The organism is Bacteroides sp. AF29-11 (assembly GCF_003602895.1).
In the GTDB taxonomy this organism is placed as follows: Bacteria; Bacteroidota; Bacteroidia; order Bacteroidales; family Bacteroidaceae; genus Bacteroides; species Bacteroides uniformis.
Window position 1 is genome coordinate 122,038 of sequence record NZ_QTLY01000006.1, and the last position, 23,755, is coordinate 145,792.

General features: G+C 46.7%; 24 protein-coding genes, 1 tRNA gene and 1 pseudogene. 13 read left to right on the forward strand and 13 right to left on the reverse strand.

Annotated features, from left to right (window positions below; translation table 11 throughout):
- Positions 1-24: 24 nt before the first annotated feature.
- Positions 25-438: a hypothetical protein gene (locus DWZ03_RS11480; protein ID WP_057282145.1), complete on the reverse strand. Its 414-nt coding sequence runs from the start codon at positions 436-438 to the stop codon at positions 25-27.
- Between the two features lie 207 nt (positions 439-645).
- Between DWZ03_RS11480 and aroB the strand changes: the two genes are divergently transcribed.
- On the forward strand, positions 646-1,707 hold the full coding sequence (gene aroB / locus DWZ03_RS11485) for a 3-dehydroquinate synthase (protein ID WP_057282144.1): 1,062 nt from the start codon (positions 646-648) through the stop codon (positions 1,705-1,707).
- Here the strand turns inward: aroB and DWZ03_RS11490 are convergent.
- Positions 1,683-2,066, reverse strand: a complete 384-nt coding sequence (locus DWZ03_RS11490) for an MmcQ/YjbR family DNA-binding protein (RefSeq protein WP_005824086.1) — start codon at positions 2,064-2,066, stop codon at positions 1,683-1,685. The two genes, aroB and DWZ03_RS11490, sit on opposite strands and share 25 nt — an antisense overlap.
- A gap of 3 nt (positions 2,067-2,069) precedes the next feature.
- Positions 2,070-2,600 carry an HU family DNA-binding protein gene (locus DWZ03_RS11495; protein ID WP_087333353.1) on the reverse strand — a complete coding sequence of 177 codons (531 nt, stop codon included), beginning with the start codon at positions 2,598-2,600 and terminating at the stop codon, positions 2,070-2,072.
- Positions 2,601-2,973: 373 nt separating this feature from the next.
- Between DWZ03_RS11495 and DWZ03_RS11500 the strand changes: the two genes are divergently transcribed.
- A complete protein-coding gene (locus DWZ03_RS11500; protein ID WP_008665687.1) occupies positions 2,974-3,723 on the forward strand; it encodes a NigD-like protein in 750 nt (249 codons plus the stop codon).
- Positions 3,724-4,316: 593 nt separating this feature from the next.
- Here the strand turns inward: DWZ03_RS11500 and DWZ03_RS11510 are convergent.
- The 7 genes and pseudogenes from DWZ03_RS11510 to DWZ03_RS11540 form a co-directional block, all read right to left on the reverse strand.
- Positions 4,317-4,946, reverse strand: a complete 630-nt coding sequence (locus DWZ03_RS11510; protein WP_133302357.1) for a hypothetical protein — start codon at positions 4,944-4,946, stop codon at positions 4,317-4,319.
- 65 nt (positions 4,947-5,011) lie between these two features.
- Complete coding sequence (locus DWZ03_RS11515; RefSeq protein ID WP_165852963.1) at positions 5,012-5,299, reverse strand: hypothetical protein; 288 nt, start codon at positions 5,297-5,299, stop codon at positions 5,012-5,014.
- Between the two features lie 218 nt (positions 5,300-5,517).
- Positions 5,518-5,964: a hypothetical protein gene (locus DWZ03_RS11520; RefSeq protein WP_120130071.1), complete on the reverse strand. Its 447-nt coding sequence runs from the start codon at positions 5,962-5,964 to the stop codon at positions 5,518-5,520.
- A 959-nt stretch (positions 5,965-6,923) separates the two neighbouring features.
- Positions 6,924-7,928, reverse strand: coding sequence for a phage/plasmid replication protein (locus DWZ03_RS11525; protein ID WP_120130073.1), 1,005 nt, complete (start codon positions 7,926-7,928; stop codon positions 6,924-6,926).
- 38 nt (positions 7,929-7,966) lie between these two features.
- Complete coding sequence (locus DWZ03_RS11530; protein WP_120130076.1) at positions 7,967-8,278, reverse strand: helix-turn-helix transcriptional regulator; 312 nt, start codon at positions 8,276-8,278, stop codon at positions 7,967-7,969.
- A 162-nt stretch (positions 8,279-8,440) separates the two neighbouring features.
- Complete coding sequence (locus DWZ03_RS11535; protein WP_120130078.1) at positions 8,441-9,241, reverse strand: hypothetical protein; 801 nt, start codon at positions 9,239-9,241, stop codon at positions 8,441-8,443.
- A pseudogene (locus DWZ03_RS11540) lies at positions 9,238-10,507 on the reverse strand (site-specific integrase). Before DWZ03_RS11540 ends, DWZ03_RS11535 begins: the two are co-directional and overlap by 4 nt.
- Before the next feature lie 337 nt (positions 10,508-10,844).
- Here DWZ03_RS11540 and DWZ03_RS11545 point away from each other — a divergent pair.
- From DWZ03_RS11545 to DWZ03_RS11570, 6 genes are all read left to right on the forward strand, one after another.
- Positions 10,845-10,918, forward strand: a tRNA-Pro gene (locus DWZ03_RS11545).
- Between the two features lie 200 nt (positions 10,919-11,118).
- On the forward strand, positions 11,119-11,898 hold the full coding sequence (locus DWZ03_RS11550) for a DnaJ domain-containing protein (protein WP_005824158.1): 780 nt from the start codon (positions 11,119-11,121) through the stop codon (positions 11,896-11,898).
- A 76-nt stretch (positions 11,899-11,974) separates the two neighbouring features.
- Complete coding sequence (locus DWZ03_RS11555) at positions 11,975-15,247, forward strand: S41 family peptidase (RefSeq protein WP_120130080.1); 3,273 nt, start codon at positions 11,975-11,977, stop codon at positions 15,245-15,247.
- 180 nt (positions 15,248-15,427) lie between these two features.
- Entirely contained in the window at positions 15,428-17,026 is a 1,599-nt protein-coding gene (locus tag DWZ03_RS11560; RefSeq protein ID WP_005824164.1) for an aspartate:alanine exchanger family transporter, read from the forward strand.
- Between the two features lie 3 nt (positions 17,027-17,029).
- Entirely contained in the window at positions 17,030-18,037 is a 1,008-nt protein-coding gene (locus tag DWZ03_RS11565) for an aminodeoxychorismate synthase component I (protein WP_005824166.1), read from the forward strand.
- A complete protein-coding gene (locus tag DWZ03_RS11570) occupies positions 18,021-18,632 on the forward strand; it encodes an aminotransferase class IV family protein (RefSeq protein WP_005824168.1) in 612 nt (203 codons plus the stop codon). Before DWZ03_RS11565 ends, DWZ03_RS11570 begins: the two co-directional genes overlap by 17 nt.
- Before the next feature lie 5 nt (positions 18,633-18,637).
- Here the strand turns inward: DWZ03_RS11570 and DWZ03_RS11575 are convergent, their stop codons facing one another.
- Positions 18,638-19,027 carry a DUF2721 domain-containing protein gene (locus tag DWZ03_RS11575; protein ID WP_005824170.1) on the reverse strand — a complete coding sequence of 130 codons (390 nt, stop codon included), beginning with the start codon at positions 19,025-19,027 and terminating at the stop codon, positions 18,638-18,640.
- Between the two features lie 177 nt (positions 19,028-19,204).
- On the opposite strand from DWZ03_RS11575, the gene DWZ03_RS11580 reads away from it, so the two are divergent.
- The 5 genes from DWZ03_RS11580 (at position 19,205) to DWZ03_RS11600 (ending at position 22,780) form a co-directional block, all read left to right on the forward strand.
- Entirely contained in the window at positions 19,205-20,527 is a 1,323-nt protein-coding gene (locus tag DWZ03_RS11580; RefSeq protein WP_120130083.1) for a 3-phosphoshikimate 1-carboxyvinyltransferase, read from the forward strand.
- 254 nt (positions 20,528-20,781) lie between these two features.
- Positions 20,782-21,210, forward strand: a complete 429-nt coding sequence (locus tag DWZ03_RS11585) for a phospholipase (RefSeq protein ID WP_117588708.1) — start codon at positions 20,782-20,784, stop codon at positions 21,208-21,210.
- 50 nt (positions 21,211-21,260) lie between these two features.
- Positions 21,261-22,073, forward strand: coding sequence for a metal ABC transporter permease (locus DWZ03_RS11590; protein ID WP_016274158.1), 813 nt, complete (start codon positions 21,261-21,263; stop codon positions 22,071-22,073).
- A 13-nt stretch (positions 22,074-22,086) separates the two neighbouring features.
- On the forward strand, positions 22,087-22,512 hold the full coding sequence (tsaE, locus tag DWZ03_RS11595; RefSeq protein WP_016274159.1) for a tRNA (adenosine(37)-N6)-threonylcarbamoyltransferase complex ATPase subunit type 1 TsaE: 426 nt from the start codon (positions 22,087-22,089) through the stop codon (positions 22,510-22,512).
- Positions 22,513-22,561: 49 nt separating this feature from the next.
- Positions 22,562-22,780 carry an immunity 17 family protein gene (locus DWZ03_RS11600; protein ID WP_005835118.1) on the forward strand — a complete coding sequence of 73 codons (219 nt, stop codon included), beginning with the start codon at positions 22,562-22,564 and terminating at the stop codon, positions 22,778-22,780.
- 61 nt (positions 22,781-22,841) lie between these two features.
- Here the strand turns inward: DWZ03_RS11600 and DWZ03_RS11605 are convergent, their stop codons facing one another.
- Together DWZ03_RS11605 and trxA are read right to left on the reverse strand one after the other, a co-directional pair.
- On the reverse strand, positions 22,842-23,174 hold the full coding sequence (locus DWZ03_RS11605) for a hypothetical protein (protein WP_005824189.1): 333 nt from the start codon (positions 23,172-23,174) through the stop codon (positions 22,842-22,844).
- Between the two features lie 118 nt (positions 23,175-23,292).
- Positions 23,293-23,607 carry a thioredoxin gene (trxA, locus tag DWZ03_RS11610; RefSeq protein WP_005824191.1) on the reverse strand — a complete coding sequence of 105 codons (315 nt, stop codon included), beginning with the start codon at positions 23,605-23,607 and terminating at the stop codon, positions 23,293-23,295.
- Between the last annotated feature and the right edge of the window lie 148 nt (positions 23,608-23,755).

Genomic DNA, 23,755 nt, shown 5'->3' on the forward strand with positions numbered 1-23,755 from the left:
GCCCCACATGACGATTTGCTTTATTTATCGACTATTCCGCTTAAATAATCTATCAACTGTCGCTTTCTTTATACCAAATTCCAAGCAAAGCACATTCAATATAAGAAATATGAGAAAAGAAGAAGAATCGACCGAAAGGAGGTCACCCTGCGCCACCCGGTAGAGCATACTGCCGAAGATAAAAAGAACAGTCAGAAAGATGGCGTTGCGCGTGGCCTTGTTGCGCACCTGCTCTATCTCCTTGTTTTCGTTCTTCGTCAAGGCAAAGATTATCATCAGTGCCCCCATCATCATCAGGAGTTTGGAGCATTCCTTATAGAACAGCAAGTTGGCATCTGTCACTTTTCCCCACAATAGGAATATGAAAGGGAGGAACAACGCCAGAGCTATGATGAAATAACCCAGCGGACGGCAATAAACGGGAAGTAATGCTCTCATTTCTATCAATCAATTACAAATTACTAATTACAAATAGCGGGAGGCAGATGACGGAAACACCTTGCCACCCATAGAATTTCACGGGACAAAGATAACGTTTTATTGCCAAAAGAGCTATCTTTGTGCCACAATATAATGAAGAAGGCTCCCTTTCCTTCATAATCCGTAACATCAGTAATTGGTAATTCGTAATTTGTAATTAACAAGATGAGTAAACAAGAAGTAATCCTTTGCGAAGGACTGGCAAACAGCCTGACGCATGCCATAGCGAAGTGTCCCCATGACAAGCTTTTCATCCTTACCGACGAGCATACCCACCGCCTCTGCCGCCCGCATCTGGACGGTATCCCCGCCCTGGAAGAAGCGGAAGAGATTATTATCGGTGCAGAAGACGTGCACAAGAATCTGGAAACGCTGGCTGCCGTATGGCAAGCCCTGAGTGATAAAGGGGGCAGCCGCCACTCCCTGCTCATCAACCTGGGCGGTGGCATGGTAACCGACCTTGGCGGTTTTGCCGCTTCCACCTTCAAGCGGGGCATCGCCTACATCAACGTTCCCACTACGCTGCTCGCCATGGTCGACGCTTCCGTGGGAGGCAAGACGGGCATCAACTTCAACGGTCTGAAGAATGAAATCGGCGTCTTTGCTCCTGCCGCCTGCGTGCTGCTGGAAACCGAATTCCTGCGCAGCCTCGATGCCCATAACTTCTTCTCCGGCTATGCGGAGATGCTGAAGCACGGCCTCATCAGTACCTCGGAACATCTGGCGGAACTGCTGGCCTTCGATACGGAAAAGATAGATTATGCCTTGCTGAAGTCCATGGTAGGACGTTCCGTGCAGGTAAAGGAACACATCGTAGAAGAAGACCCGCTGGAACATGGCATCCGCAAGTCCTTGAACCTGGGGCACACCGTGGGACACGCCTTCGAAAGCCTTGCCCTTGCCGAAAGGCGTCCGGTGCTGCACGGCTATGCAGTGGCATGGGGGCTGGTCTGCGAACTCTACCTTTCTTATATAAAGACCGGATTCCCGAAGGACAAGATGCGCCAGACCATCCAGTTCGTCAAAGAGAATTATGGCAGCTTCGCCTTCAACTGCAAACAGTACGACCAGCTGTACGAACTGATGAAGCATGACAAGAAGAATACCGCCGGAGTCATCAACTTCACCCTATTGAAAGAAGTGGGTGACATCCGTCTCAACCAGACGGCAGACAAGGATACTATCTTCGAAATGTTCGACTTTTATAGGGAGTGCATGGGGGTATAACGCTCCCGCTCCCTCTTCGGCAGGCTCTCCACAACCAGCCGATAGGAGCGTGCCACCAGTTCTCGGATAATGCTGTCCGGTACATCTTGATTAAAATACACACTGTTCCAATACTTCTTGTTCATGTGCCACCCCGGCTTCACCCCCTCGTACCTTGCCCGCAGCTCCGTTGATTCCTCCGGGCGGCACTTGATGCAGCAGAAGTCGAACACTTCGATATTGACAAAGCAGAACCACTTGTCGCCCACATAAAAGCAGAGCACATCGCGGCTGTATCTGTCGGCCACATTAGGAAAAGGCATCTTCTCGCTCACTCCCGGCAAGGAGAGACAGTATTCTCTGAATTCTTCCACATTCATCGCTCACTCCTCCCCCACAAAGTCCTCCGTATCATTTTCCATCCCAACCGGGTCCTCATCCGGAATTCCCGTCTTTCCCTCGGCCCGCTCCTTTCGCAGCGTTTCCGGCCGCAACATATCGTGAGGGAAATATCGGCTAAGCGGATAACGGTAGAAATCCATCCCGCTGTTCAGCCTCGCCACCAGCGACTTATCCGGACGAAAATAGACACGGGATAAGCGTACCTTGCCCGGCATCACATCGTCGGGATGCTCAAACCCGTCACTCGTCACCGCCACATGGAAGGAACCCAGCCCCTTAATGGTCACCGACTCTCCCTCCATCAGCGCTTCCTCTATAAACTTCGGCAAATCTATCAATACACTCTGCACGTCTCCCGAACTCATCCCTTTTCTGGATGCCATACGCTGCGCCAGCAGCTCTGCCGTCACACCTCCACGCCGCTGTAACACACGCTGCACAGCATAATAGAGTTGCTTCACCCCTTCCGCCGTGCGGAAAACCTTCTTTCGAACCAAATAGACTATACTCATACTCTTTTCACAATGAACATAATGTTTCTTACTGCAACCAGACCGCTGACACCCCACCCGAAGGTTACTTCCCCTAAACAGAAAGCCAGTTTCCATACGGCCGGACAGCTATTCCCCAACATGCACGAGATGCACATCTCATGCAGTTCGAGACATACATCTCAACACACGCGAGATGTGCATCTCATACAGCAAAGGTAATCATATTCCACCTGATATACAAATATCTTTCATGTATCGGGGAATAATATTCCGCACCAGCTTACTCCGGCTCTTATCATTAATTAACAATGCTGCATGCAGGGTTTTCGCAAATATGCTATTTCTATAAAAGCAAGACCTATTCCAAATGTTTAATTTAAAAGAGTACACTATGAAAATGAAGTCAATCTTTAACAAGAAAATTTTAATCGCTATTGCAACCATCAGCTCCTTAAGCCTCCAATCGTGCCTGGACGACGATGATAATTATGCCATGAGATTCCCCAATGCCCTGGTAACGGTAAAGACCGATGCAGACCAGACAGTCTTTCTGCAATTGGATGACAAGACCACTCTGCTGCCTACCAACATGACGAAATCTCCCTACGGCGAGAAGGAAGTCCGCGCTTTGGTAAACTACAAGGAAGTGGACGAGCCCAGCGATATCTACACCCAAGCTGTACATATAAACTGGATAGACAGTATCCTTACCAAACCCATCGCCCCGGATTTGGGTGAAGAGAACGATACCGTATACGGCACCGACCCGGTGGAAATAGTGAACGATTGGGTAACCATCGCAGAAGACGGTTATCTGACCCTTCGCTTTAGAACTCAGCAAGGAGACTATCAAACAAAGCACTTTGTCAATCTGCTGCTGAGCGAGAATCCGGAAAACCCGTATGAAGTAGAATTCCGCCACAATGCCAAGGGCGACATTTACGGCAGGTATGCGGACGGACTGGTTGCTTTCAAGTTGGATGCCCTGCCTGATACAGAAGGCAAGACCGTTAAATTGAAACTGAAGTGGAAATCATTTAGCGGCGAAAAATCTGCGGAATTCGATTATTGTACCCGGAAATCCGTAACGCCCGAAAGTCCGGCTATCACTTCCGTAAGAAACAGCCTAAACCTGCAATAACTTCATTCAAAGTATGCCTGCCCGCTCAAAGCCATTGCCTTGCGAAGCAGGCATACAAGTAAAAAGAGAGCAGGACACGTTGACCGAAAGCCTTGAAACTGCAAAATATAGGTTCATTCAATAAAAAAAGCACTATAAATATTTGCTATTTTAAAATAAAGCCGTACATTTGCACCCGCAATTCGGGATGTAGCTCAGCCCGGTAGAGTACGCGTCTGGGGGAAACAAAGAGCTAATTTTCAAGAACTTAATATTACTTTCAGATATAGAAGGAGTTAGAACAATCTGTTCATCTCCTTTTTCTTTTTTATATACAACTTTTCTAAAACAATCATTACAAATCAATGAAAATCGATACAAATCAACTCCGAAACAAACCATAATATCATTTATTTTAGTACACTATAAAGTTCGGACATTCTTTAACCGCGGACAACAAAGCAGACCATTATTTACAACGCGGTTCTTCAATGTAAATCCCCATATATCCAGAACACACAATATTATCTTCCTTATAGTGGCAAGCCATATATAAAAAGAATGCCATTCAACAAAATAGTCAAACGGCATTCAACCTTTTATAATTAAATTATTTATCGAGAGCTTATTTTCTGCTCCAATACAAACAGCTCCCTTTTAATTTCAATTAGAAATTTAATATCCTCAATATCATTAGAAATCATTTTTGTAATTTCTTCTAATATAGAATTTCTCACCTTTATATCTATCAAAGCTGGAAGAATTCTCTTTATATATTTAACTCTATCGGCTATCTCGTAATTTTCAAGCAGGTCAACCCTATAATCTCTAAACATATAGAACATATATTGTTCTACCATATCAAAATCACCCTCTTCTACATACTTATCCAAGATACTAATTATATATTGTTCTGCCAAAGACAACTCTATTTCATACCCAGTTTCTATATAATCTTTTGATAATTTCTCTTTGTACTTCTTCACTCCAAGAGAAATTTTCCGTTGAAGCTTCTTTTCCTCCCTCAAAACATCTTTCAGACAATCTTTCAAGTCTTTTATATTTTGTTCGTTTTTATTAGAATAAAAATTCTTAACATTACTAATTGCATTGTCAACCATTTCATCAGTTGCTTTTTTCCTCTCTTCCTCAGTAGGAGTATGAATAATACTCATTGTACTGCAGTCATTCCACCGAGAACTAACTAATTGTTTTTCTTCTTTACTATTCATTGCATTTTTCATTCAAAAATTCAATTAAATAAAGGGTAACTATGAACCACTTTGCATCAAAATTTATTTTCTTTATATTATACTTTATTTCTTCTTTGTGCTAATCTTTCGTCAGCCTCTTTTATAATAATATCATTCTTTGAATCTTTCTTGTGGTATTGTATTATTCTTTCTCCTTTTTCAATAGGACCAAGACAATGAAGCATAAAAGCACTCAATATAGGAGAGAAAAATATAGAAAACAATAACCAAACCAATCTATTCCGATTCATTCTGTCTGCTGTTTCTGAGACTTCTGCACATAATGCGAAATAAACCAATAAAAAACCTATAGCAACTACCCATACAATTATTGAAAATCCCATAATTATTCGTATTTCTGCCTTCACGTGACCAATAAAGGCTGTATCTAAAAGGAAGTGGGTCACAGTCCACACTTCGTAAGTGTAGCGCCAGAACCTATACACACGCAAACAAGCAATCCACTTAATCAGTGAGGACTTTTATCTTGTGTGCGTATTAAAACTAGCGATTTTAGCGAAGTAAGGCACTCCCAAAATTAAATTCCATATAGTTGGCTATATTATTGTTCACCATGTGTAACATTCCCACTTTTAATAGAAGAATTCAACAGCTCCCAACGATTTTTATATCCTTCAATATCTTTTTTAAATATATCAACATGATTACTTTCAAATTTTTTCCGTTTTTCTACCACATATGAACTAGGAACTATATAAAAATCAGGCAGTGTAGGAGTACCTTCAATTTCAAATTTTTTATTATATATCACAAATATAACATAGTGGTTATCTTTTGCCTCCACATTACCTACGGGAATAGAATCATATTCACGAACAGATTTTACATCAATCGAGACAGCAGTTTTATCATCCCTCATTATCCAAATATCAACACTTTTCTTATTTCCCATTGTTATATAAGCCTCATAATTCAACCGATACAACATGGACAACACCAAATACTCACTAGCAATTCCAGTATTAAAGCCGTTCTTTTTAGTCGCCATAATCCTAATATTTGTTCATATTAATACTCAATGCACTATACTAACACACTGTATATAGCACATTTATACCTTATGAAGAACAAATATATTTAATCATTTTTGACTATCCAAATATTTATTACATAATCTTTTATAAAGTAGTGAAAGCGTAACAACACAATGAACACCAATATAAATAAAGTACACAGACAACATGTTCATCCTATTCCAGCATTTATATAAATTTACTTCCCCACGCCTTTTCTGTACCAATAGTAGATGATTTCTTAGCTTTCTCTATAATTTCGTCCATAAATTGTTGTTCAATATTTAGATTTGTTGTATCTTTAGGAACTAAAAGAGAGCTTTCAGAGCTAAAAACAGTTAATGACTGACCCTTGTCTGTTTCAGAATTACCAGGAAGTGTGTAATCGAAGCTCTTTTTTAATTTATCTTCTTGGTTAATTATACTTAACTCTGTATTCCTTTCATTGGTGTTCTCAAATTTTCTTATGACATTTACATCAGAAGAGCAGCTTCGCCCACTCTCTTCTTTATTAAAAGAGTCGATGAGACTAAAATGAGATTTATTCTCTACCGAGCTCAGGCCATGCTGAAAGACGGAGTTGTTAGGAGTATTACAACCGAGACTCTTTTCTAAAGCAGTTTCTTCGGAGACTGCTTTTCTTTTTCACAGAAGTTTTACGGACTTTCATCAAATCTAGCTTAAATTTCAATATTTAAATCTTTCATAATAAAATCCATTACAAATAGGAGGTCTTGCTCTGCAATGACACAAAACCTCCTTCCTAATGTAACAACAACCGATACCTTGCCCATTTCAACTCACCTGCATAATTGAAATTGTTATTGATTATATAAAAGCATTTTTACGCGTTTTATTTCATTATCAATAACAGACCTACTGAGGAACCCGACTTCAATATATACCATGCAGAAAAACGAATATAAACCATATTCTAACTGGGCATTCCAGTCACTCCTCTATCCACCCACCTATTCAATCTTTCCAAACGCTCAGGAGCAACATCATATCTACTTCTTAACTTGACATATGCATGCTCTATTTTAGAGGTCAGCTCATCTATCATGGAAGCTGCATTAAGTGAATCAATCCCCACATTTTTAGCCTTCGCCAACACCTCCTTTATATCATACTTGTTCTTGCTACTAATATCCCGTCTGATAAAAGCTTCCTCCAGTATATCATACACATTGAACTGAGTCATGCAATAAGCAACACATGCAAGCTCAAAAGCCTTTTTACTATTGAACATACAATAAGAAAGCTCTATATCATATGTCTTTTGTATATCCATATAACAATCATACCATTTTTTCAGTACCAACAAACAAAAGGACGTAGTATATAAATCCTCTCCACGGATTGTCCTACCGAAAATGGACTTGACCTTCTTGAATCTGAATTCATACCTTAACACATTCAAATCCTCAAAATCCTCAAGCCCCTGCTTTATATCATCCGTCCTTTTACAACTTTTCATTTCAGCTATCTTATCATAAAACACCATCTGACAATCATGCTTACTAAAATACAAAGTCTCTTTCTTTATATGAGCACTATAGAAACCATCCGAATACAACAACCTACGCATATACAACCAAGGCATATGCTTCACACGGAAATTGAAAGCAACATCCAAACGCTGTACCACAGCCTTTTCAATAGGGACACCAAGAGCCACACTCAATGCCTTAACTCCACTTCTAATTTCCCATATCCCTAAAGGCTTTGCATAATTATTACCCAATACCCACTTAGTCAGACTACCTTCTACCACCAAAGTAGTTCCCCTAACTTCTACCCGCATGTTTCTCAGATAACCGACAACCCTATTCTCTGAACATACACTCACAACAATTCTGCAAGGAATCTCTTCCATGAAACTAATCTCATTATTCAAGTCCTTTTCGGACAACACTATTTTTATTGAGTCGTACATAATAGTCTATTATTATTTTAATTATATTATTCATATTATTATAAAGCATCCTGCGCATCGAGGTATTCATCAACCGTTCCTATGCGGTGTTTCAATATCCAATTCTCTATCTCAGAACGCCTAAATCGCAGAACACTCCTCCTGCTTAAAGTAGATTTATAGAAAGGAATCTCCTTATTCGAAGTTTTTTTATAAATAGTATGCTTCGAGAGTCCCGTAATTCTACACACTTCATCTATTCCAATAATCTCAGAAGCAGATTTTTTATCTGCATTCATTACATCATTTATCAGCTTTATCAAATCTGCTGTAGATACGTAATAAAGTTTATTTTTTTTATTATTTTCCATATAACTTTTTTTAATGTATCAGCAAAATTACAAAGCAAGTTTCAAATAAAAAAACAGCAAATGCGCAACTATACGCACAAAAAAATAAGGAGCTAACAACACTTATTATCAGCTCCTTATATCAAAAAAATGCTTGCGCAAAAATATATAGAATTTAACTTATTATATATCAGACAGCAATTTTCTCAACTCCTCACTTACCTTTTTGGATGGTCTATTATGGATACCAATATTCAATGCTCCTCCATTCTCATAACAAAAACACGAATTCACAATCTTGGCGTCAAAGGCTCCTACCAAAACATCCACCAAGGCTCTTACGAAAGCCTTACTTCCCTCTATCTCCCGAATACGTAGTTTCTTACTAAGACCATCGATAGAACTGGTTTTAAATATCCTTATAAAGTCACGTGAACCAATATTATTATCCGCCCAATATTTAGTATTGCGCAGATAATCATATACTTTTTTCAGAGCAGCTTCATCATATTTGCTATTCATTGTAACCAACACCTTTTTAGGAATAGGCGTACTACATAACTCCGACTTCCAAATCTCTAATTCAGAGAGATAACATTGCAAATTGAAACTTTCGACTTCATTTAAATCCATCAACAAGGCAGGCAAATTATTCCAATCCTTATCCACATTGTACCAAAAAGTCGTATCACTGGAAAAACCTTTCCGATACCTATTTATTTCTTGTTGAAGATAAGCTAACGACTGTTTGCCCCCTTTTATCAACTCAAAATAATTGCCCGTCTTCAAATATACAATATTATCTTCCTCCGTAATTATTCCATGCCTTTTACAACGGTTATTCAACATTAATTGAACAATTTGAATTTCTCTTTCTACAAGTTTCTCACTTCCAAGTTCCTTACGCATATAGCTGCGCATTTTATTATTATCCACTCTATACTTCAATACACTAAGTTGGTCTTTAAAATCTCTCTTACTCATAATTTCATTTTATTTTTATATAAATAATTTATTGTAATTCTCTCTATTTCAGCGTCACCGAAACTATCCAAATAAGTATTGGTAGTCTCCATGTCCTTATGTCCCATTACCTGACTTATCATTTCACGAGGAACACCGTTAGTCTGTAGGGTCATAGCCATAGAATGTCTACTCACATAGCTTGTTAATTTCTCTGTAAATCCAAGCTCCTCGCCGATTTCTTTTAAACGCTCATTATAGCGTGCCAGTCTACGACGCAAATGGTCATAAAGCTTCTCACCATCATAGTCTTTCGACACTAGAGGAAGAAGATAATCACCTACAAGAACACTGTTGGACTTGAACCACAGAAGCAGATTATTCAGTTCATCAGTCATGGGTATTCGAATGAATTTGGCATTCTTACTGTGTTCCGTCTTATGCCTTTTATATATAATATGTACAGAAGTACCCTCCACTCTTATATTCCCTTTCCTCAGATTAGCCATATCAATGAAACTCATCCCATAACAGAAATAAGAAAACAGAAACAAGCGCCTTGCAATTTCCTTGGGCTTGTTCTCAAACTGCCGGTTCATCAATCTCAGCAGATATTCTTGAGGCAAATACCGCTTACGGGTCTCTTCTTCCAATGCGGAAATACAAAAACCACCTTTACCGAAAAGGATAAGAAGTCGAAGAACATTCCTTAGCAACGATAGCACGATTCAATATTGCCCTTAACGTCTTCATATCGTGCTTACGGGTGTTGCCGCACCACCCTTTCTTTTCCATAAAAGAATTATAGGCGGAAACATACTTGATGTCTATCTCTTGAAAATAACGTGTGGACAGCTTCTTGTCGAACAATTTCATATTACAGATGACCTTTTCCCACACTTTTGCATTACCGATATGTCCCGTTTCTTTCATATCTTTAATACACAACAATGCGAAATCCAAGAACTTTCCCTTCTTATCCTTATATAGGAAAGCATCCTCGAATTGATTCAGCGTCCAATCAATCCTATCAAACTCAAAATGGCGCTCGACTTCTTGAGCGCGTGCCAGCAGTTGAACTATTCGCGCATTGAATTCCTTATAATTAGGACAGACACGCTTATCACATCTGAAACGTTCACCAATAACGTCCCATTCCTCCTTCTTGGAGTAAAGCCCCAGTGAAATATACTTGGCTTTCATGTTCTTTATGATTCTCAATGAAACCGGATAGGTTCCATCCTTCCTCCTATTAGAGGAATGCAAAAGCACTTTAAATGTTGCCATATTATAAATATTAAAGTGCAGCAAAAATATAGGGTTATTTCTCAAAAGAAGAAAAATAGGTTTATAAAAATATCGCCTATTTAATACTGATTAACAGAAGAAAATATATACCTAATTTCTGCCACGTTTTCTCCCTAAAACTTTCCTAAAATATTAAAGTAGACTGTATATAAACAAATACAAACAACAATCAACATCACAGCGGCTGATAATCAACTACAAAACAACAAGTTACGCATATCAAAAGAAAAAAACTCATTATTAATACAAAAAAAGAGGAAGAAAATTTGCAGAATCCCCATAAATACGTACCTTTGCACCGCAATTCAAAGAAAGACGGGATGTAGCTCAGCCCGGTAGAGTACGCGTCTGGGGGGCGTGTGGTCGCAAGTTCGAATCTTGTCATCCCGACTGTTGAGCATTAAGGAGTTAAGTCTAAGACTTAACTCCTTAATTTTTATAGTATTTCTTAATGACAGACTTGCTGCCATAAATATGCTGAATATGTACAAAAAGAAGACGGTGCCTATTCGCTTCAGCGGGAATAGCTCATCAAATTACTGGAATTCTCGTAAGAAATCTCTATTTTTGCACTTTAAACAAGAAAAATTATGGGAGCAGCTAAATGGATAGGCGGCATCATCGGCTTCATGGCCGGAGGACCGCTGGGAGCCTTGGCAGGTTTTGTATTCGGTTCACTGTTCGACACCGATTCAAGTGACGCAGGCAGTTATTATGGAGAAGAACCAACGCACGGCACTACCTATACCGGGCAACGGAACAGTTTCCTCTTCTCCATGCTCGTGATGGCTTCGTACATTATCCGTGCAGACGGGCGCATCATGCATAGTGAAATGGAATTCGTCCGCCGCTTTCTGAGAAGCACATTCGGTGAGGCTGCCGTGGGCGAGGGAGAACGGATACTGCTCAACCTCTTCGAACAGCGCAAGCAGATGGACAGACAAAACCCACTGGCATTTAAAAACACCATCCGTGACTGTGGAACGCAGATTGCCGCCAACCTGACATACGAGGAACGCTTGCAACTGCTGGTATTCTTGGTAGAAATTGCCAAAAGCGACGGACACGTCTGCAACGAGGAGATAGAAGCCTTGAAAGAAGTGGCCATGTACATGGGACTATCCGTCAAGGAAGTGGAATCCATGCTTAACCTAGGCGGTAGCTCACTGAACGAGGCCTACAAAGTACTTGAAATTGAACCCACTGCCACCAATGACGAAGTGCGTGCCGCTTACCGCCGCCTAGCCTTGAAACACCATCCCGACCGGGTGGCAACGCTGGGCGAAGACATCAAGAAAGCCGCAGAAGAGAAGTTCCAAAGCATCAACAATGCCAAAGAACAGATATACAAGGCACGAGGTATGAAATGACGTACCTCGCTCCTTGCCTTGTGGACAGCATCATGACGTTTATAAACATTCTATATTAACATCAACCCACACACTTATGAAGAAAACCCTTGCAATCCTTGCACTAGGCCTTACTGCCATTGCCGGACATGCCGCCACGCCGCTCTGGATGCGCGATGTGCAAATCTCTCCCGACGGTACGGAAATCGCATTCTGCTACAAAGGAGACATCTACAAGGTGCCGGCCAAAGGTGGAACCGCCACACAGCTTACTACCCAAGAGAGCTACGAATGTACCCCCATATGGTCGCCGGACGGCAAACAAATAGCCTTTGCCAGCGACAGATACGGCAACTTCGACGTATTCGTGATGCCGGCAGACGGCGGAACCGCCCAACGGCTCACTACCCACTCCACCGGTGAGATACCCTCCACATTCACTCCGGACGGAAAGTATATCTTGTTTTCCGCATCCATCCAGGACCCGGCAAGCAGCGCTCTTTTCCCCACTTCGGCCATGACCGAGCTTTACAAAGTACCTGCAACGGGAGGGCGTACGGAGCAAGTGCTGAGTACCCCTGCCGAAGCGGTCTGCTTCGACAAGGCGGGCCAGCAGTTCCTCTACCAAGACCGCAAGGGATTTGAAGATGAATGGAGAAAGCACCACACCTCCTCCATCACCCGCGACATCTGGCTGTATGATGCAAAGACGGGTATCCATACCAACCTCACCGACCGCGCGGGCGAAGACCGCAACCCGGTGTTGTCACCCGATGGAAGAACGGTTTACTTTCTGAGTGAGAGAAACGGCGGCTCATTCAACGTGTATGCCTTCCCGCTGGCACAGCCCCGAGAGGTGAAGCCCATCACCAGCTTCAAGACACATCCCGTGCGCTTCCTCTCCATGAGTGACGGCGGGACGTTGTGCTACGGTTACGACGGCGAAATCTATACCCAGCAGCCGGATGCCACCCCGAAGAAAGTCGCTATAGAGATTGTGCGCGATGACCGGCCGCAATTCGCCAACCTGCAGTCTTCCGACGGAGCCACCTCTGCCGTTGTGTCCCCGGACGGAAAGCAGATTGCCTTCACGCTGCGCGGAGAAGTCTTTGTCACTTCGGCAGACTATGCCACTACCAAGCAGGTGACGCACACACCGGCACGCGAAGCGGGCCTCTCCTTTGCGACGGACAACCGCACCCTGGCCTACGCCAGCGAGCGAGGCGGCAACTGGCAGCTCTACCTTGCCAAGATAGCCCGCAAGGAAGACCCTAACTTCCCGAACGCCACGCTGATTGAAGAAGAAGTGCTGCTGCCCTCCACCACCGTGGAACGTGCCTATCCGCAATTCTCGCCCGACGGCAAGGAACTCGCCTTCATCGAAGACCGCATCCGGCTGATGGTGCTCAATCTGGAGACGAAGAAGGTGCGCCAGATTACGGACGGCTCCACCTGGTACAGCACCGGCGGAGGATTTGACTACGCATGGTCGCCGGACGGTAAATGGTTTACACTTGAGTTCACGGGTAACAAGCACGACCCCTACTCCGACATCGGCCTGGTCAGCGCAGAGGGAGGCAAAGACATCATCAACCTCACCAATAGCGGCTACATGAGCGGCTATCCCCGCTTTGCGCTGGACGGCAACGCCATCCTTTTCACCACCGAACGCTACGGCATGCGTGCCCATGCCTCATGGGGCTCGCTGAACGACGCCATGCTCGTCTTCCTCAACCAAGACGCCTACGACAAATACTGCCTGAGCAAAGAAGACTACGAACTGCGCAAGGAGCTGGAGAAGGAACAAAAGAAGTCTGCCGGAAAAGACACCCCCCAAGACAAAAACAAGGATAAAAAGAAGAAAGACGACAAGAAAGACAGCAATGCTGACGAAAAAGATGACCAGCCGAAAGACATCGTCGTAGAGCTGAAAAGCATCGAAGACCGTGTGGTGCGCCTCACCCCGAATTCTTCCGACATGGGCAGCACCATCATCTCCAAGGATGGCGAGACACTCTACTACCTGGCAGCCTTCGAAGGCGGCTACGACCTCTGGAAGATGAATCTGCGCAAGAAAGAGACCCGCCTGCTGCACAAGATGGATGCCGGATGGGCGGACATGCAGCTGGACAAGGACGGCAAGAGCCTCTTCCTGCTGGGTAGCCACAAGATGCAGAAAATGGACACTTCATCTGACGCGCTGACCCCCATCACCTTCCAGGTAGATGCCAAGATGGACCTGGCTGCGGAGCGCGAATACATGTTCGACCACGTGTACCGCCAACAGCAGAAGCGATTCTACAACACCTCGATGCACGGAGTGGACTGGGACAAGATGACCGCCGCCTATCGCCGCTTCCTGCCCCATATCGACAACAATTATGACTTTGCCGAACTGCTGAGCGAATGGCTGGGCGAGCTGAACGTATCTCACACCGGCGGCCGTTTCTATCCCAAAGGGCAATCCGAACCTACTGCCAGCCTGGGACTGTTCTTCGACTGGAACTACACGGGCAAGGGCATGCTCATTGCCGAAGTAGTGGAGAAAGGCCCCTTCGACACAGCCAACACCCGGGTGAAAGCCGGCACAGTCATCGAGAAGATAGACGGCGTGGAAATCACCCCCGATGCGGACTACTACACGCTGCTCAACAACAAGGCACGGAAGAAGACACTTGTTTCCCTCTTCGACCCACAGACCAAGGAACGCTGGGAAGAGGTCATTATCCCCATTACGAACGGTGCGTTCAGCGATTTACTCTACAGCCGCTGGGTGAAACAGCGTGCGGCAGACGTTGACCGATGGTCGGGTGGCCGATTGGGTTACGTGCACATCGAGTCTATGGGAGACGACAGTTTCCGTTCCGTCTACTCGGACATCCTGGGAAAATACAACAACCGCGAAGGCATCGTCATCGACACCCGTTTCAATGGCGGTGGACGCTTGCACGAGGATATAGAAATACTTTTCAGTGGACAAAAATACTTCACCCAAGTGGTGCGCGGTCGCGAGACGTGCGACATGCCCAGCCGCCGCTGGAACAAACCCTCCATCATGGTGATGTGCGAGGCCAACTACTCCAATGCGCACGGCACGCCGTGGGTTTACAGCCACCGCGGACTGGGCAAGCTGGTAGGCATGCCCGTGCCGGGAACCATGACCAGCGTGTCGTGGGAACGCCTGCAAGACCCGTCATTGGTATTCGGCATCCCCGTCGTGGGCTACCGCCTGTCGGACGGCAGCTATCTGGAGAACTCGCAGCTGGAGCCGGACATCAAAGTAGCCAATTCACCCGAGACCATCGTGAAGGGAGAAGACACACAGCTGAAAGCTGCCGTAGAGGAACTGCTGAAGGAACTCGAAAAATAAGTACCGCCCTGCCCCACGCAGGAATACCGGTCATATAGGCCGATATATATATTAAGATGATGTGTCAAAACGGTTGATGGCACATCATCTTTTTTTATATGCCACAAGGAAGCAAGACTTTTTCTATCTCACTTTTTTGCACTATCTTTGTGACATAAATTCCTAACTCTTTAACTGATTATGTTTGCTGACTTGTTAAACTCCTCCTATTTCGCGCTCTTTCTCATTGTGGCTTTAGGCTTCATGTTGGGAAGAATCAAGATTAAAGGGCTTTCGCTCGACGTCTCCGCCGTCATCTTCATTGCCCTGCTGTTCGGACACTTCGGTGTCATCATCCCCAAAGAATTAGGAAACTTCGGACTGGTGCTCTTCATCTTCACCATCGGCATCCAGGCCGGTCCCGGATTTTTCGACTCCTTCCGGAGCAAGGGCAAGACGCTTATCATCATCACCCTGCTCATCATCTGCTCCGCCGCCCTGACGGCAGTAGGACTGAAATATGCCTTCGACATCGATACTCCCAGTGTCGTGGGACTGATAGCCGGTGCCCTGACCAGTACGCCGGGACTCGCCGTTGCCATTGACAGCACCCATTCCCCACTGGCATCCATCGCTTACGGTATTGCCTATCCTTTCGGCGTTATCGGCGTGATTCTCTTCGTTAAGCTGCTGCCCCGTATCATGCGCATCGACCTCGACAAGGAGGCGCGCCGGTTGGAGAAGGAACGCCGCAGCCAGTTCCCGGAACTGACAACCTGTCTGTTCCGCGTAACCAACCCCGCCGTCTTCGACCGGAGCCTGATGCAAATCAATGCGCGCGCCATGACCGGAGCCGTCATCTCACGCCACAAGCACAACGAGCAGATAGCCATCCCCACCGCCCAGACCATCCTGCACGAGGGAGACTACATACAAGCCGTGGGTAGCGAAGAGGCCTTAAACCAGCTCGCCGTCCTCGTGGGCGAACGCGAAGAAGGCGAACTGCCACTCGTAGACATGCAGGAGATTGAATCCCTGCTGCTCACCAAGAAGGATATGATAAACAAGCAGCTGGGCGACCTCAACCTGATGAAGAACTTCGGCTGCACCGTCACCCGCATCCGCCGAAGCGGCATCGACCTCTCCCCCTCGCCCGACCTCGCCCTGAAATTCGGCGACAAGCTGATGGTGGTGGGCGAGAAGGACGGCATCAAGGGAGTGGCACGCCTGCTGGGCAACGACACCAAGCAACTGTCCGACACCGACTTCTTCCCCATCGCCCTGGGCATCGTGCTGGGCGTGCTCTTCGGCAAGCTCAACATCTCCTTCTCGGACAGTCTGTCGTTCTCTCCGGGACTGACGGGAGGCATCCTGATGGTCGCCTTGTTCCTGAGCGCCATCGGAAAGACCGGCCCCATTCTGTGGTCCATGTCCGGCCCTGCCAACCAACTGCTGCGCCAGCTGGGACTGCTGCTCTTCCTTGCCGAAGTAGGGACATCGGCAGGACGGAATCTGATGGCCACGTTCCAGGAAAGCGGCTGGCTCTTGTTCGGCGTAGGCGCCGCCATCACGCTGGTGCCCATGCTGGTGGCAGTATGCGTAGGCCTGTTCGTGTTCAAGATAAACATTCTCGACCTGCTGGGCACCATCACCGGCGGCATGACCAGTACGCCCGGCCTTGCCGCCGCCGACTCCATGACGGACAGCAACATACCGAGCGTGGCCTATGCCACGGTATATCCCATTGCCATGGTGTTCCTCATTCTGATAATCCAGGTGATAGCCTCCGCAGTCTATTGACGCATGAAGACGTACAGCCGGACAGAAACCATCGCCCGCATGAACGCACTGGCCGGAGCCAATGTGCCCTTCCTCTTCATCGTAGACTACGCGCAAGAGCAGTCGCACATTGAGCCCCTCGACCGGATAGACCCCGCCACCTGCCTTTTCCAATTCCCGAAGGCAGGCAACACGGAGACAGCTGCAACAGCCCTTGCCAGAAGCACAGCCGCCCGATGCGCCGGCCCTATCCAGTGGGACATCACTCCCCCTTCCCCCGCCGCATACAGACATTCGTTCGACCTCGTGAAGCAAAACCTGCTGGCAGGCAACAGCTACCTGACGAACCTCACTTGCCGGGTACCCGTCACCACCAATCTGACACTGGAAGAAATATTCCTCCACTCCGAAGCCTTGTACAAACTGTGGCTGAAAGACCGGTTCGTCTGCTTCTCCCCCGAAATCTTTGTCCGCATAGAGAAGGGCAAGATAAAGTCCTTCCCCATGAAAGGCACCATCGACGCTACCCTGCCCGATGCGGAACAGCTCTTGATGCAGGACACCAAAGAGGCAGCCGAGCACGCCACCATCGTCGACCTGATACGCAACGACCTCAGCATGGTTTCGGAACACGTCGAAGTGACCTCCTACCGCTATATAGACCGCCTGCAAACCAATAAGGGCCCCATCCTCCAGACCAGCTCCGAGATATGCGGCACCCTGCCCGAAGACTACACCGCACACCTGGGCGACATCATCTTCCGCCTGCTTCCTGCCGGCTCCATCACCGGCGCCCCCAAGCCCAAAACCGTAGAAATCATCGCCCAGGCCGAAGACTACCGCCGGGGCTTCTACACCGGCATCATGGGGCATTATGCCGACGGACAGCTGGACAGCGCTGTCATGATACGCTTCATCGAGCAGGAAAACGGCCAGCTCCACTTCAAGGCAGGAGGCGGCATCACCGCCAAAAGCCGGTGGGAAAGCGAATACAACGAAGTAATACAGAAAATATATGTGCCTATTTATTGAGACCATACGCATCGACCACGGAAGGGTCTGCAACCTTTCCCGCCACAACCGAAGGCTGAACGATACCCGCGCCCACTTCTGGCCGGAAAGCACACCGCTGCAACTGTCCGATTATCTGTCGTCTCCCGGCTGTGGAGCAGGCATCACCGGGGCGGGCATCGTCAAGGCACGCGTAGTGTATGGTGAAAAAGGTATTGAAGACCTCAGCTACTCCCCCTACGCCGTGCGGCACGTGCATTCGCTGGCACTGATGCAGGCCGATACCATCGACTACACCTACAAAAGCGCCGGACGCGAACCGCTGAACTGCCTCTTTGCCCTGCGCGGCGCATGCGACGACATTCTGATTGTGAAACAAGGCCTGCTGACAGACACCTCCATCGCCAACATCGCCCTTTCCGACGGTACCCACTGGTACACGCCGGCACATCCCCTGCTGAAAGGGACCAAACGGGCAGCCTTGCTGGAAGAAGGAATCTTGCAGGAAAAAGATATCAGACCGGAAGACTTGCCTTCATTCTCTACTGTCAGGCTGTTCAATGCCATGATTGACTGGGGAGAACTGGAACTCCCCGTACGGAACATCATCCCGTAGAGCCTCTACTCGTGCATATCGTTGAGATGTATCTCCAAAGACTTCACCGATATATATATTTCGTACACCGATATGGCCAGCGAAATAATCAGCAATATCAGCGCCAAACCGAAGATATAGGCCGAAAGCAGATGGAGACGGATATAGACAAAGAACATGCTGACCACGCACAGCAGCAGGCTGCCGATGCCCGCCACCTGCATGGCACGCGTCAGGTAGAGCCGCTTCCTCAGGTTGGCAATCTGCGCCGCCTTCACCGAAGACGGGTTCTCCATGTACTGTTCCTTCAAGGTGCGCACCAGTTGGGCATAGGACAAGAAACGGTTGGTATAGGCCAGCATAATCAGCGATATGGCCGAAAACAGCAAGGCGGGGGTGGTTAAATCTATTTCCATAAGAATGATGCTTAATTATATCTATCCGTCCCGATAGCAGGACTTACCTCCGCAAAGATAAACGAAAGATTGAAACCACAGAAACAAGTTTCCTTTTTTCCATTTCCCAAAGATTTATCCTACTTTTGCAGTGACAATAAAAAAACTCCTTACCACCGTAACTTAACAAATACGACCATGCGATATACCGTTTCCGCTCCTGCCTCACTGCACGCAGCCATACAGCTCCCGGCATCCAAAAGTATCAGTAACCGGGCACTCATCCTCCACTCCCTTGCCCACGGCAATATCCTGCCCCGCAATCTGAGCGATTGTGACGACACCATAGTGATGACTCGCGCCCTCGACGGAAATCCCGGACATATAGATATCCTTGCCGCCGGCACCGCCATGCGTTTCCTCACCGCCTACCTCAGCGTAACTCCGGGCACCCGCATCATCACCGGTACACAACGCATGCAGCAACGCCCCATCCGCATACTGGTAGACGCCTTGCGCGAACTCGGTGCTCAGATTGAATACGTCGGGAACGAAGGTTTCCCCCCACTACGCATCACCGGCACAGCATTGAAAGGCGAAGAAATATCCCTTGCCGGAAATGTAAGTTCCCAATATATATCCGCCCTGCTGATGATTGGCGCCGTACTCCCCCAAGGATTACGCCTGCACCTAACGGGCGACATCATCTCCCGCCCTTACATCAACCTGACCCTGCAACTGATGCGCGACTTCGGTGCCCAAACCGACTGGGCCTCCAAAGATTGTATCACCGTCAGCCCCGGCGGATACACAGATACTCCTTTCACCGTGGAAAGCGATTGGAGCGCCGCCTCTTACTGGTATCAGATGATGGCAATAGAAGGAATTAAAAATGAAAAAATAAAAATGAAAGGGGGAGACAGAAGTAGCGCGAAAGAAAGTGAAGACAGCACGAAGGAAGAAGCGCATACGGCAGAAATCGAACTGCTCGGTCTCTTCGCCCACAGCTATCAAGGCGACAGCCGCGGCGCGGAAGTCTTTGCCCGCCTCGGCGTCCATACCGAATATACAGACCAGGGAGTAAGACTGACCCATAAGGGTACTCCCGCCACCCGTCTCGACGAAGACATGGTGGACATCCCGGACCTGGCGCAGACCTTTGTCGTCACCTGCTGCCTGATGGACATCCCTTTCCGCTTCACTGGACTGCAAAGCCTCAAAATAAAGGAGACCGACCGTATCACCGCCCTCATTACGGAACTGCGTAAACTGGGTTACGTCGTGCGCTCCGAGCAAGACAGCATCTTGTTGTGGGATGGCGAACGCTGCCCGGCAGACGCTGACCCCGTCATCGCCACCTACGAAGACCACCGTATGGCCATGGCATTTGCCCCCGCCTGCCTTGTACTGCCCCAAATACGGATAAATGAACCACAGGTCGTTACCAAATCTTACCCTGCTTACTGGGAAGACTTGCAAAAGGCGGGATTTAAAGTCTGCCAAGATGCAATGCAATCTTAGAATAAAGCTTTTATTCTTAGAAATACAGCCTTTATTCTTAAGAATATAACCTTTATTCTTAGGAATAAAGGATACATTCTAAGATTAGGATGCATCCAAAGTAGTTTTATACTGCGTTCCAGGCAAGTAATGCCTGCGTCGGGTGGAAGTAATCTGCCTACCTGCAATCTGACTCATTATTTTGTCGTGTACAAAACAATGTGTATCTTTGTCCGTTCTATTAATGGAACATGTTTTTCAAGAAAAGGAAGCCCATGTGGATATTGATTATTAGCCTGATTGTCCTTGCCCTCGTGGCAGCCACAGCCGGAATTATACGCAACCGGAAACTGCAGAAGAAGATAGACCGCGGCGAACTGGACGCCATGCCCGAAGTGCAGGAAGTGGATGCCGAGTGCTGCGGACAGCATGAAATCTGCGAACGTGACAGCCTGCTGGCAGCCGTCAGCAAGCAAATAGAATATTACGATGACGAAGAACTGGACAAATACATCGGCACCGCTCCCGATGCCTATACTCCCGAGCAGGAAGACGAGTTCCGCGACGTGTTCTACACCATGCAAGACACGGACGTAGCCGGATGGGTGCGCAGCCTGCAACTGCGTGGCATAGCCTTGCCGGATAACATCAAGGATGAAGTGTTCCTCATCATCGGCGAACGCCGTCTCACCCCCCATTCCTAACACTCCACATCCAACTTTTAATTTTTAATTCTTAATTTTTAATTGAATAAATGGAGCTACTGCAATACACTTTTTTCCAACATGCCCTCATCGGCAGTCTGCTGGCAAGCATTGCTTGCGGGCTGATAGGCACGTACATCGTTACCCGGAGACTAGTGTTCATCAGCGGCGGATTGACGCATGCATCTTTTGGCGGTATCGGCCTGGGATTGTATACCGGCATTTCCCCCATTCTGTCGGCAGCCTTGTTTGCAGTCTTGTCCGCTTTCGGTGTAGAGTGGCTCAGCAAACGGAAGGACATGCGGGAAGACTCCGCCATTGCCGTATTCTGGACATTGGGCATGGCACTGGGCATCATGTTCACTTTCCTCTCGCCGGGATTCGCACCCGACTTGTCCGCCTATCTCTTCGGCAACATTCTCACGATTACCTGGAGCGACATCGCTCTATTGGGAGGGCTTGCCCTGCTGCTGATACTGTTTTTCGCGCTGTATCTCCATCCCATCATCTACGTAGCCTTCGACCGGGAGTTTGCCCGCTCGCAAGGTATTCCGGTGCAGGTATTCGAATATGTACTGATGATGTTCATTGCGCTGACCATCGTGGCATGCCTGCGCATGGTGGGCATCGTGCTGGTTATTTCACTGCTCACCGTTCCGCAGATGACCGCCAACTTGTTCTCGCACCGGTTCCACCGCATCATCTGGCTTTCCATCGGCATCGGTTACCTCAGTTGCCTGGGCGGGCTGATGATTTCTTTCTACTTGAATGTCCCCTCGGGTGCATCCATCATATTCTTTTCCATCATTATCTATGCCATTTGCAAGACAGGAAAAAGTTTTTGGCTATATTTGCAACGCTAAATCAAAAGACACAATGGAAATCAAAATTCAGTCATTAGACCAGATTCACGAAGCCGCCCGCCAGTTCATCGCTGAAATGGGTGATAATACCGTCTTCGCTCTTTACGGAAAAATGGGGGCGGGCAAGACAACTTTCATCAAAGCCGTTTGCGAGGAGTTGGGCGTTTCCGACGTCATCACCTCCCCTACCTTCGCCATTGTCAACGAATACCGTTCCGACACTGCCGGTGAACTGATTTACCATTTCGACTTCTACCGCATCAAGAAACTGGAAGAAGTGTATGACATGGGTTACGAAGATTACTTCTACAGCGGCGCCCTCTGCTTCATAGAATGGCCGGAGCTGGTAGAGGAACTCTTGCCGGGCAACACCATCAAGGTCACCATCGAAGAAGTGGAGAACGGAGAGCGGGAAGTCACGTTAGAGAGCTTTGAATAAGGCATGCTTTTCCCCCGCTTTAATTTTTAATTCTTAATTCTTATTTCTGATGAGCCAATACATCGTTCAAGGGATTTTCGCCGTCGCAGGCATCATCGCCTTGCTGGCAGCCATATTGGACTGGAACTGGTTCTTTACTGCCCGAAACACCCAGTTTATCGTACAAAATGTAGGGCGGCGACAAGCCCGCCTGTTCTACGGTGTATTGGGTGTCATTCTCATCGGCACGTCCATCTTCTTTTTTCTGAATACGCCACCGGTCACATAAAAACAAAAAATCGCGGATGAAGCCATGCCCATCCGCGATTTTCCTATACTTTTGATACAGACTATTCTTCGTCCAAAGATTCCGTATATTCCATCTCACCTTGTACGATGAAAAGGATTTCTTCCGGATCATAGTCACCCATCTCATCCTTATGGGCTTCCTTGACAATATAGTCCACGATTTTCCCCAAATCAATCTCGATGTACCCATCCGCATCCGGCTGTGCATCAAGGATGCCGCTCTCGGAATAGTACTCGTCAATCAAATCGAGAAAATAATAGAACTCGTCGTCAGAGAACTTCTCTTTCAACTCCTGCGGCAAATAATTCTTGATGTACTCGATGGTCTTTTCATCATCGACATCATTCTGCAAAAAATCGTCTTCCATTCCCATACTTACTATTGCTTAAAGGGTTAATGTTATTGACTATTTGACGATTTACTATTTACTATTTGGCGGCGCCATGATGCCAAAAGGGTAAATCGTAAATAGTAAATCGTCAAATAGTACCTTATAATATCGCTTCTATCTTGGCCACGTAAGCAGATTTCGGAGCAGAACCTACCTGCTTGTCCACCAGCTCTCCATTCTTGAAGAACAAGACTGTAGGGATGTTGCGTATGCCATATTCGGCAGCCACATCACCGTTCTCATCCACGTCACATTTGCCAATAATCACCTTTCCTTCATATTCAGTAGCCAATTCATCGATGATTGGTCCCACCATCTTACAAGGGCCGCACCAAGGTGCCCAGAAATCCATAACGACCGGCTTTCCCTCTGCCAGGATTTCTTGAAAATTGCTGTCTGTAATTTCTAAAGCCATTTCTTTTAATATTAAATGTCAACTATAATTATTAATTTACTGTCAATTGCGTTTTATCAACCTTCGCTTTCGAAGCAAAGATAGTGCAAACCGAATGCAAAACAAAATGAACTAGTTCATTTTTTATGCTGAGATGCAGCCTATCTTC

Coding starts and splice junctions, on each gene's coding strand:
- DWZ03_RS11550 (WP_005824158.1), top strand. CDS start 11,119: ATGGGAGCAGCTAAATGGATAGGCGGCATCATCGGCTTCATGGCCGGA.
- DWZ03_RS11535 (WP_120130078.1), bottom strand. CDS start 9,241: ATGAGTAAGAGAGATTTTAAAGACCAACTTAGTGTATTGAAGTATAGA.
- DWZ03_RS11585 (WP_117588708.1), top strand. CDS start 20,782: ATGTGGATATTGATTATTAGCCTGATTGTCCTTGCCCTCGTGGCAGCC.
- DWZ03_RS11520 (WP_120130071.1), bottom strand. CDS start 5,964: ATGGCGACTAAAAAGAACGGCTTTAATACTGGAATTGCTAGTGAGTAT.
- DWZ03_RS11590 (WP_016274158.1), top strand. CDS start 21,261: ATGGAGCTACTGCAATACACTTTTTTCCAACATGCCCTCATCGGCAGT.
- DWZ03_RS11555 (WP_120130080.1), top strand. CDS start 11,975: ATGAAGAAAACCCTTGCAATCCTTGCACTAGGCCTTACTGCCATTGCC.
- DWZ03_RS11500 (WP_008665687.1), top strand. CDS start 2,974: ATGAAAATGAAGTCAATCTTTAACAAGAAAATTTTAATCGCTATTGCA.
- DWZ03_RS11570 (WP_005824168.1), top strand. CDS start 18,021: ATGTGCCTATTTATTGAGACCATACGCATCGACCACGGAAGGGTCTGC.
- DWZ03_RS11490 (WP_005824086.1), bottom strand. CDS start 2,066: ATGAATGTGGAAGAATTCAGAGAATACTGTCTCTCCTTGCCGGGAGTG.
- DWZ03_RS11580 (WP_120130083.1), top strand. CDS start 19,205: ATGCGATATACCGTTTCCGCTCCTGCCTCACTGCACGCAGCCATACAG.
- DWZ03_RS11575 (WP_005824170.1), bottom strand. CDS start 19,027: ATGGAAATAGATTTAACCACCCCCGCCTTGCTGTTTTCGGCCATATCG.
- DWZ03_RS11515 (WP_165852963.1), bottom strand. CDS start 5,299: ATGGGATTTTCAATAATTGTATGGGTAGTTGCTATAGGTTTTTTATTG.
- DWZ03_RS11605 (WP_005824189.1), bottom strand. CDS start 23,174: ATGGGAATGGAAGACGATTTTTTGCAGAATGATGTCGATGATGAAAAG.
- DWZ03_RS11480 (WP_057282145.1), bottom strand. CDS start 438: ATGAGAGCATTACTTCCCGTTTATTGCCGTCCGCTGGGTTATTTCATC.
- DWZ03_RS11495 (WP_087333353.1), bottom strand. CDS start 2,600: ATGAGTATAGTCTATTTGGTTCGAAAGAAGGTTTTCCGCACGGCGGAA.
- tsaE (WP_016274159.1), top strand. CDS start 22,087: ATGGAAATCAAAATTCAGTCATTAGACCAGATTCACGAAGCCGCCCGC.
- DWZ03_RS11600 (WP_005835118.1), top strand. CDS start 22,562: ATGAGCCAATACATCGTTCAAGGGATTTTCGCCGTCGCAGGCATCATC.
- trxA (WP_005824191.1), bottom strand. CDS start 23,607: ATGGCTTTAGAAATTACAGACAGCAATTTTCAAGAAATCCTGGCAGAG.
- DWZ03_RS11560 (WP_005824164.1), top strand. CDS start 15,428: ATGTTTGCTGACTTGTTAAACTCCTCCTATTTCGCGCTCTTTCTCATT.
- aroB (WP_057282144.1), top strand. CDS start 646: ATGAGTAAACAAGAAGTAATCCTTTGCGAAGGACTGGCAAACAGCCTG.
- DWZ03_RS11510 (WP_133302357.1), bottom strand. CDS start 4,946: ATGAAAAATGCAATGAATAGTAAAGAAGAAAAACAATTAGTTAGTTCT.
- DWZ03_RS11565 (WP_005824166.1), top strand. CDS start 17,030: ATGAAGACGTACAGCCGGACAGAAACCATCGCCCGCATGAACGCACTG.
- DWZ03_RS11530 (WP_120130076.1), bottom strand. CDS start 8,278: ATGGAAAATAATAAAAAAAATAAACTTTATTACGTATCTACAGCAGAT.
- DWZ03_RS11525 (WP_120130073.1), bottom strand. CDS start 7,928: ATGTACGACTCAATAAAAATAGTGTTGTCCGAAAAGGACTTGAATAAT.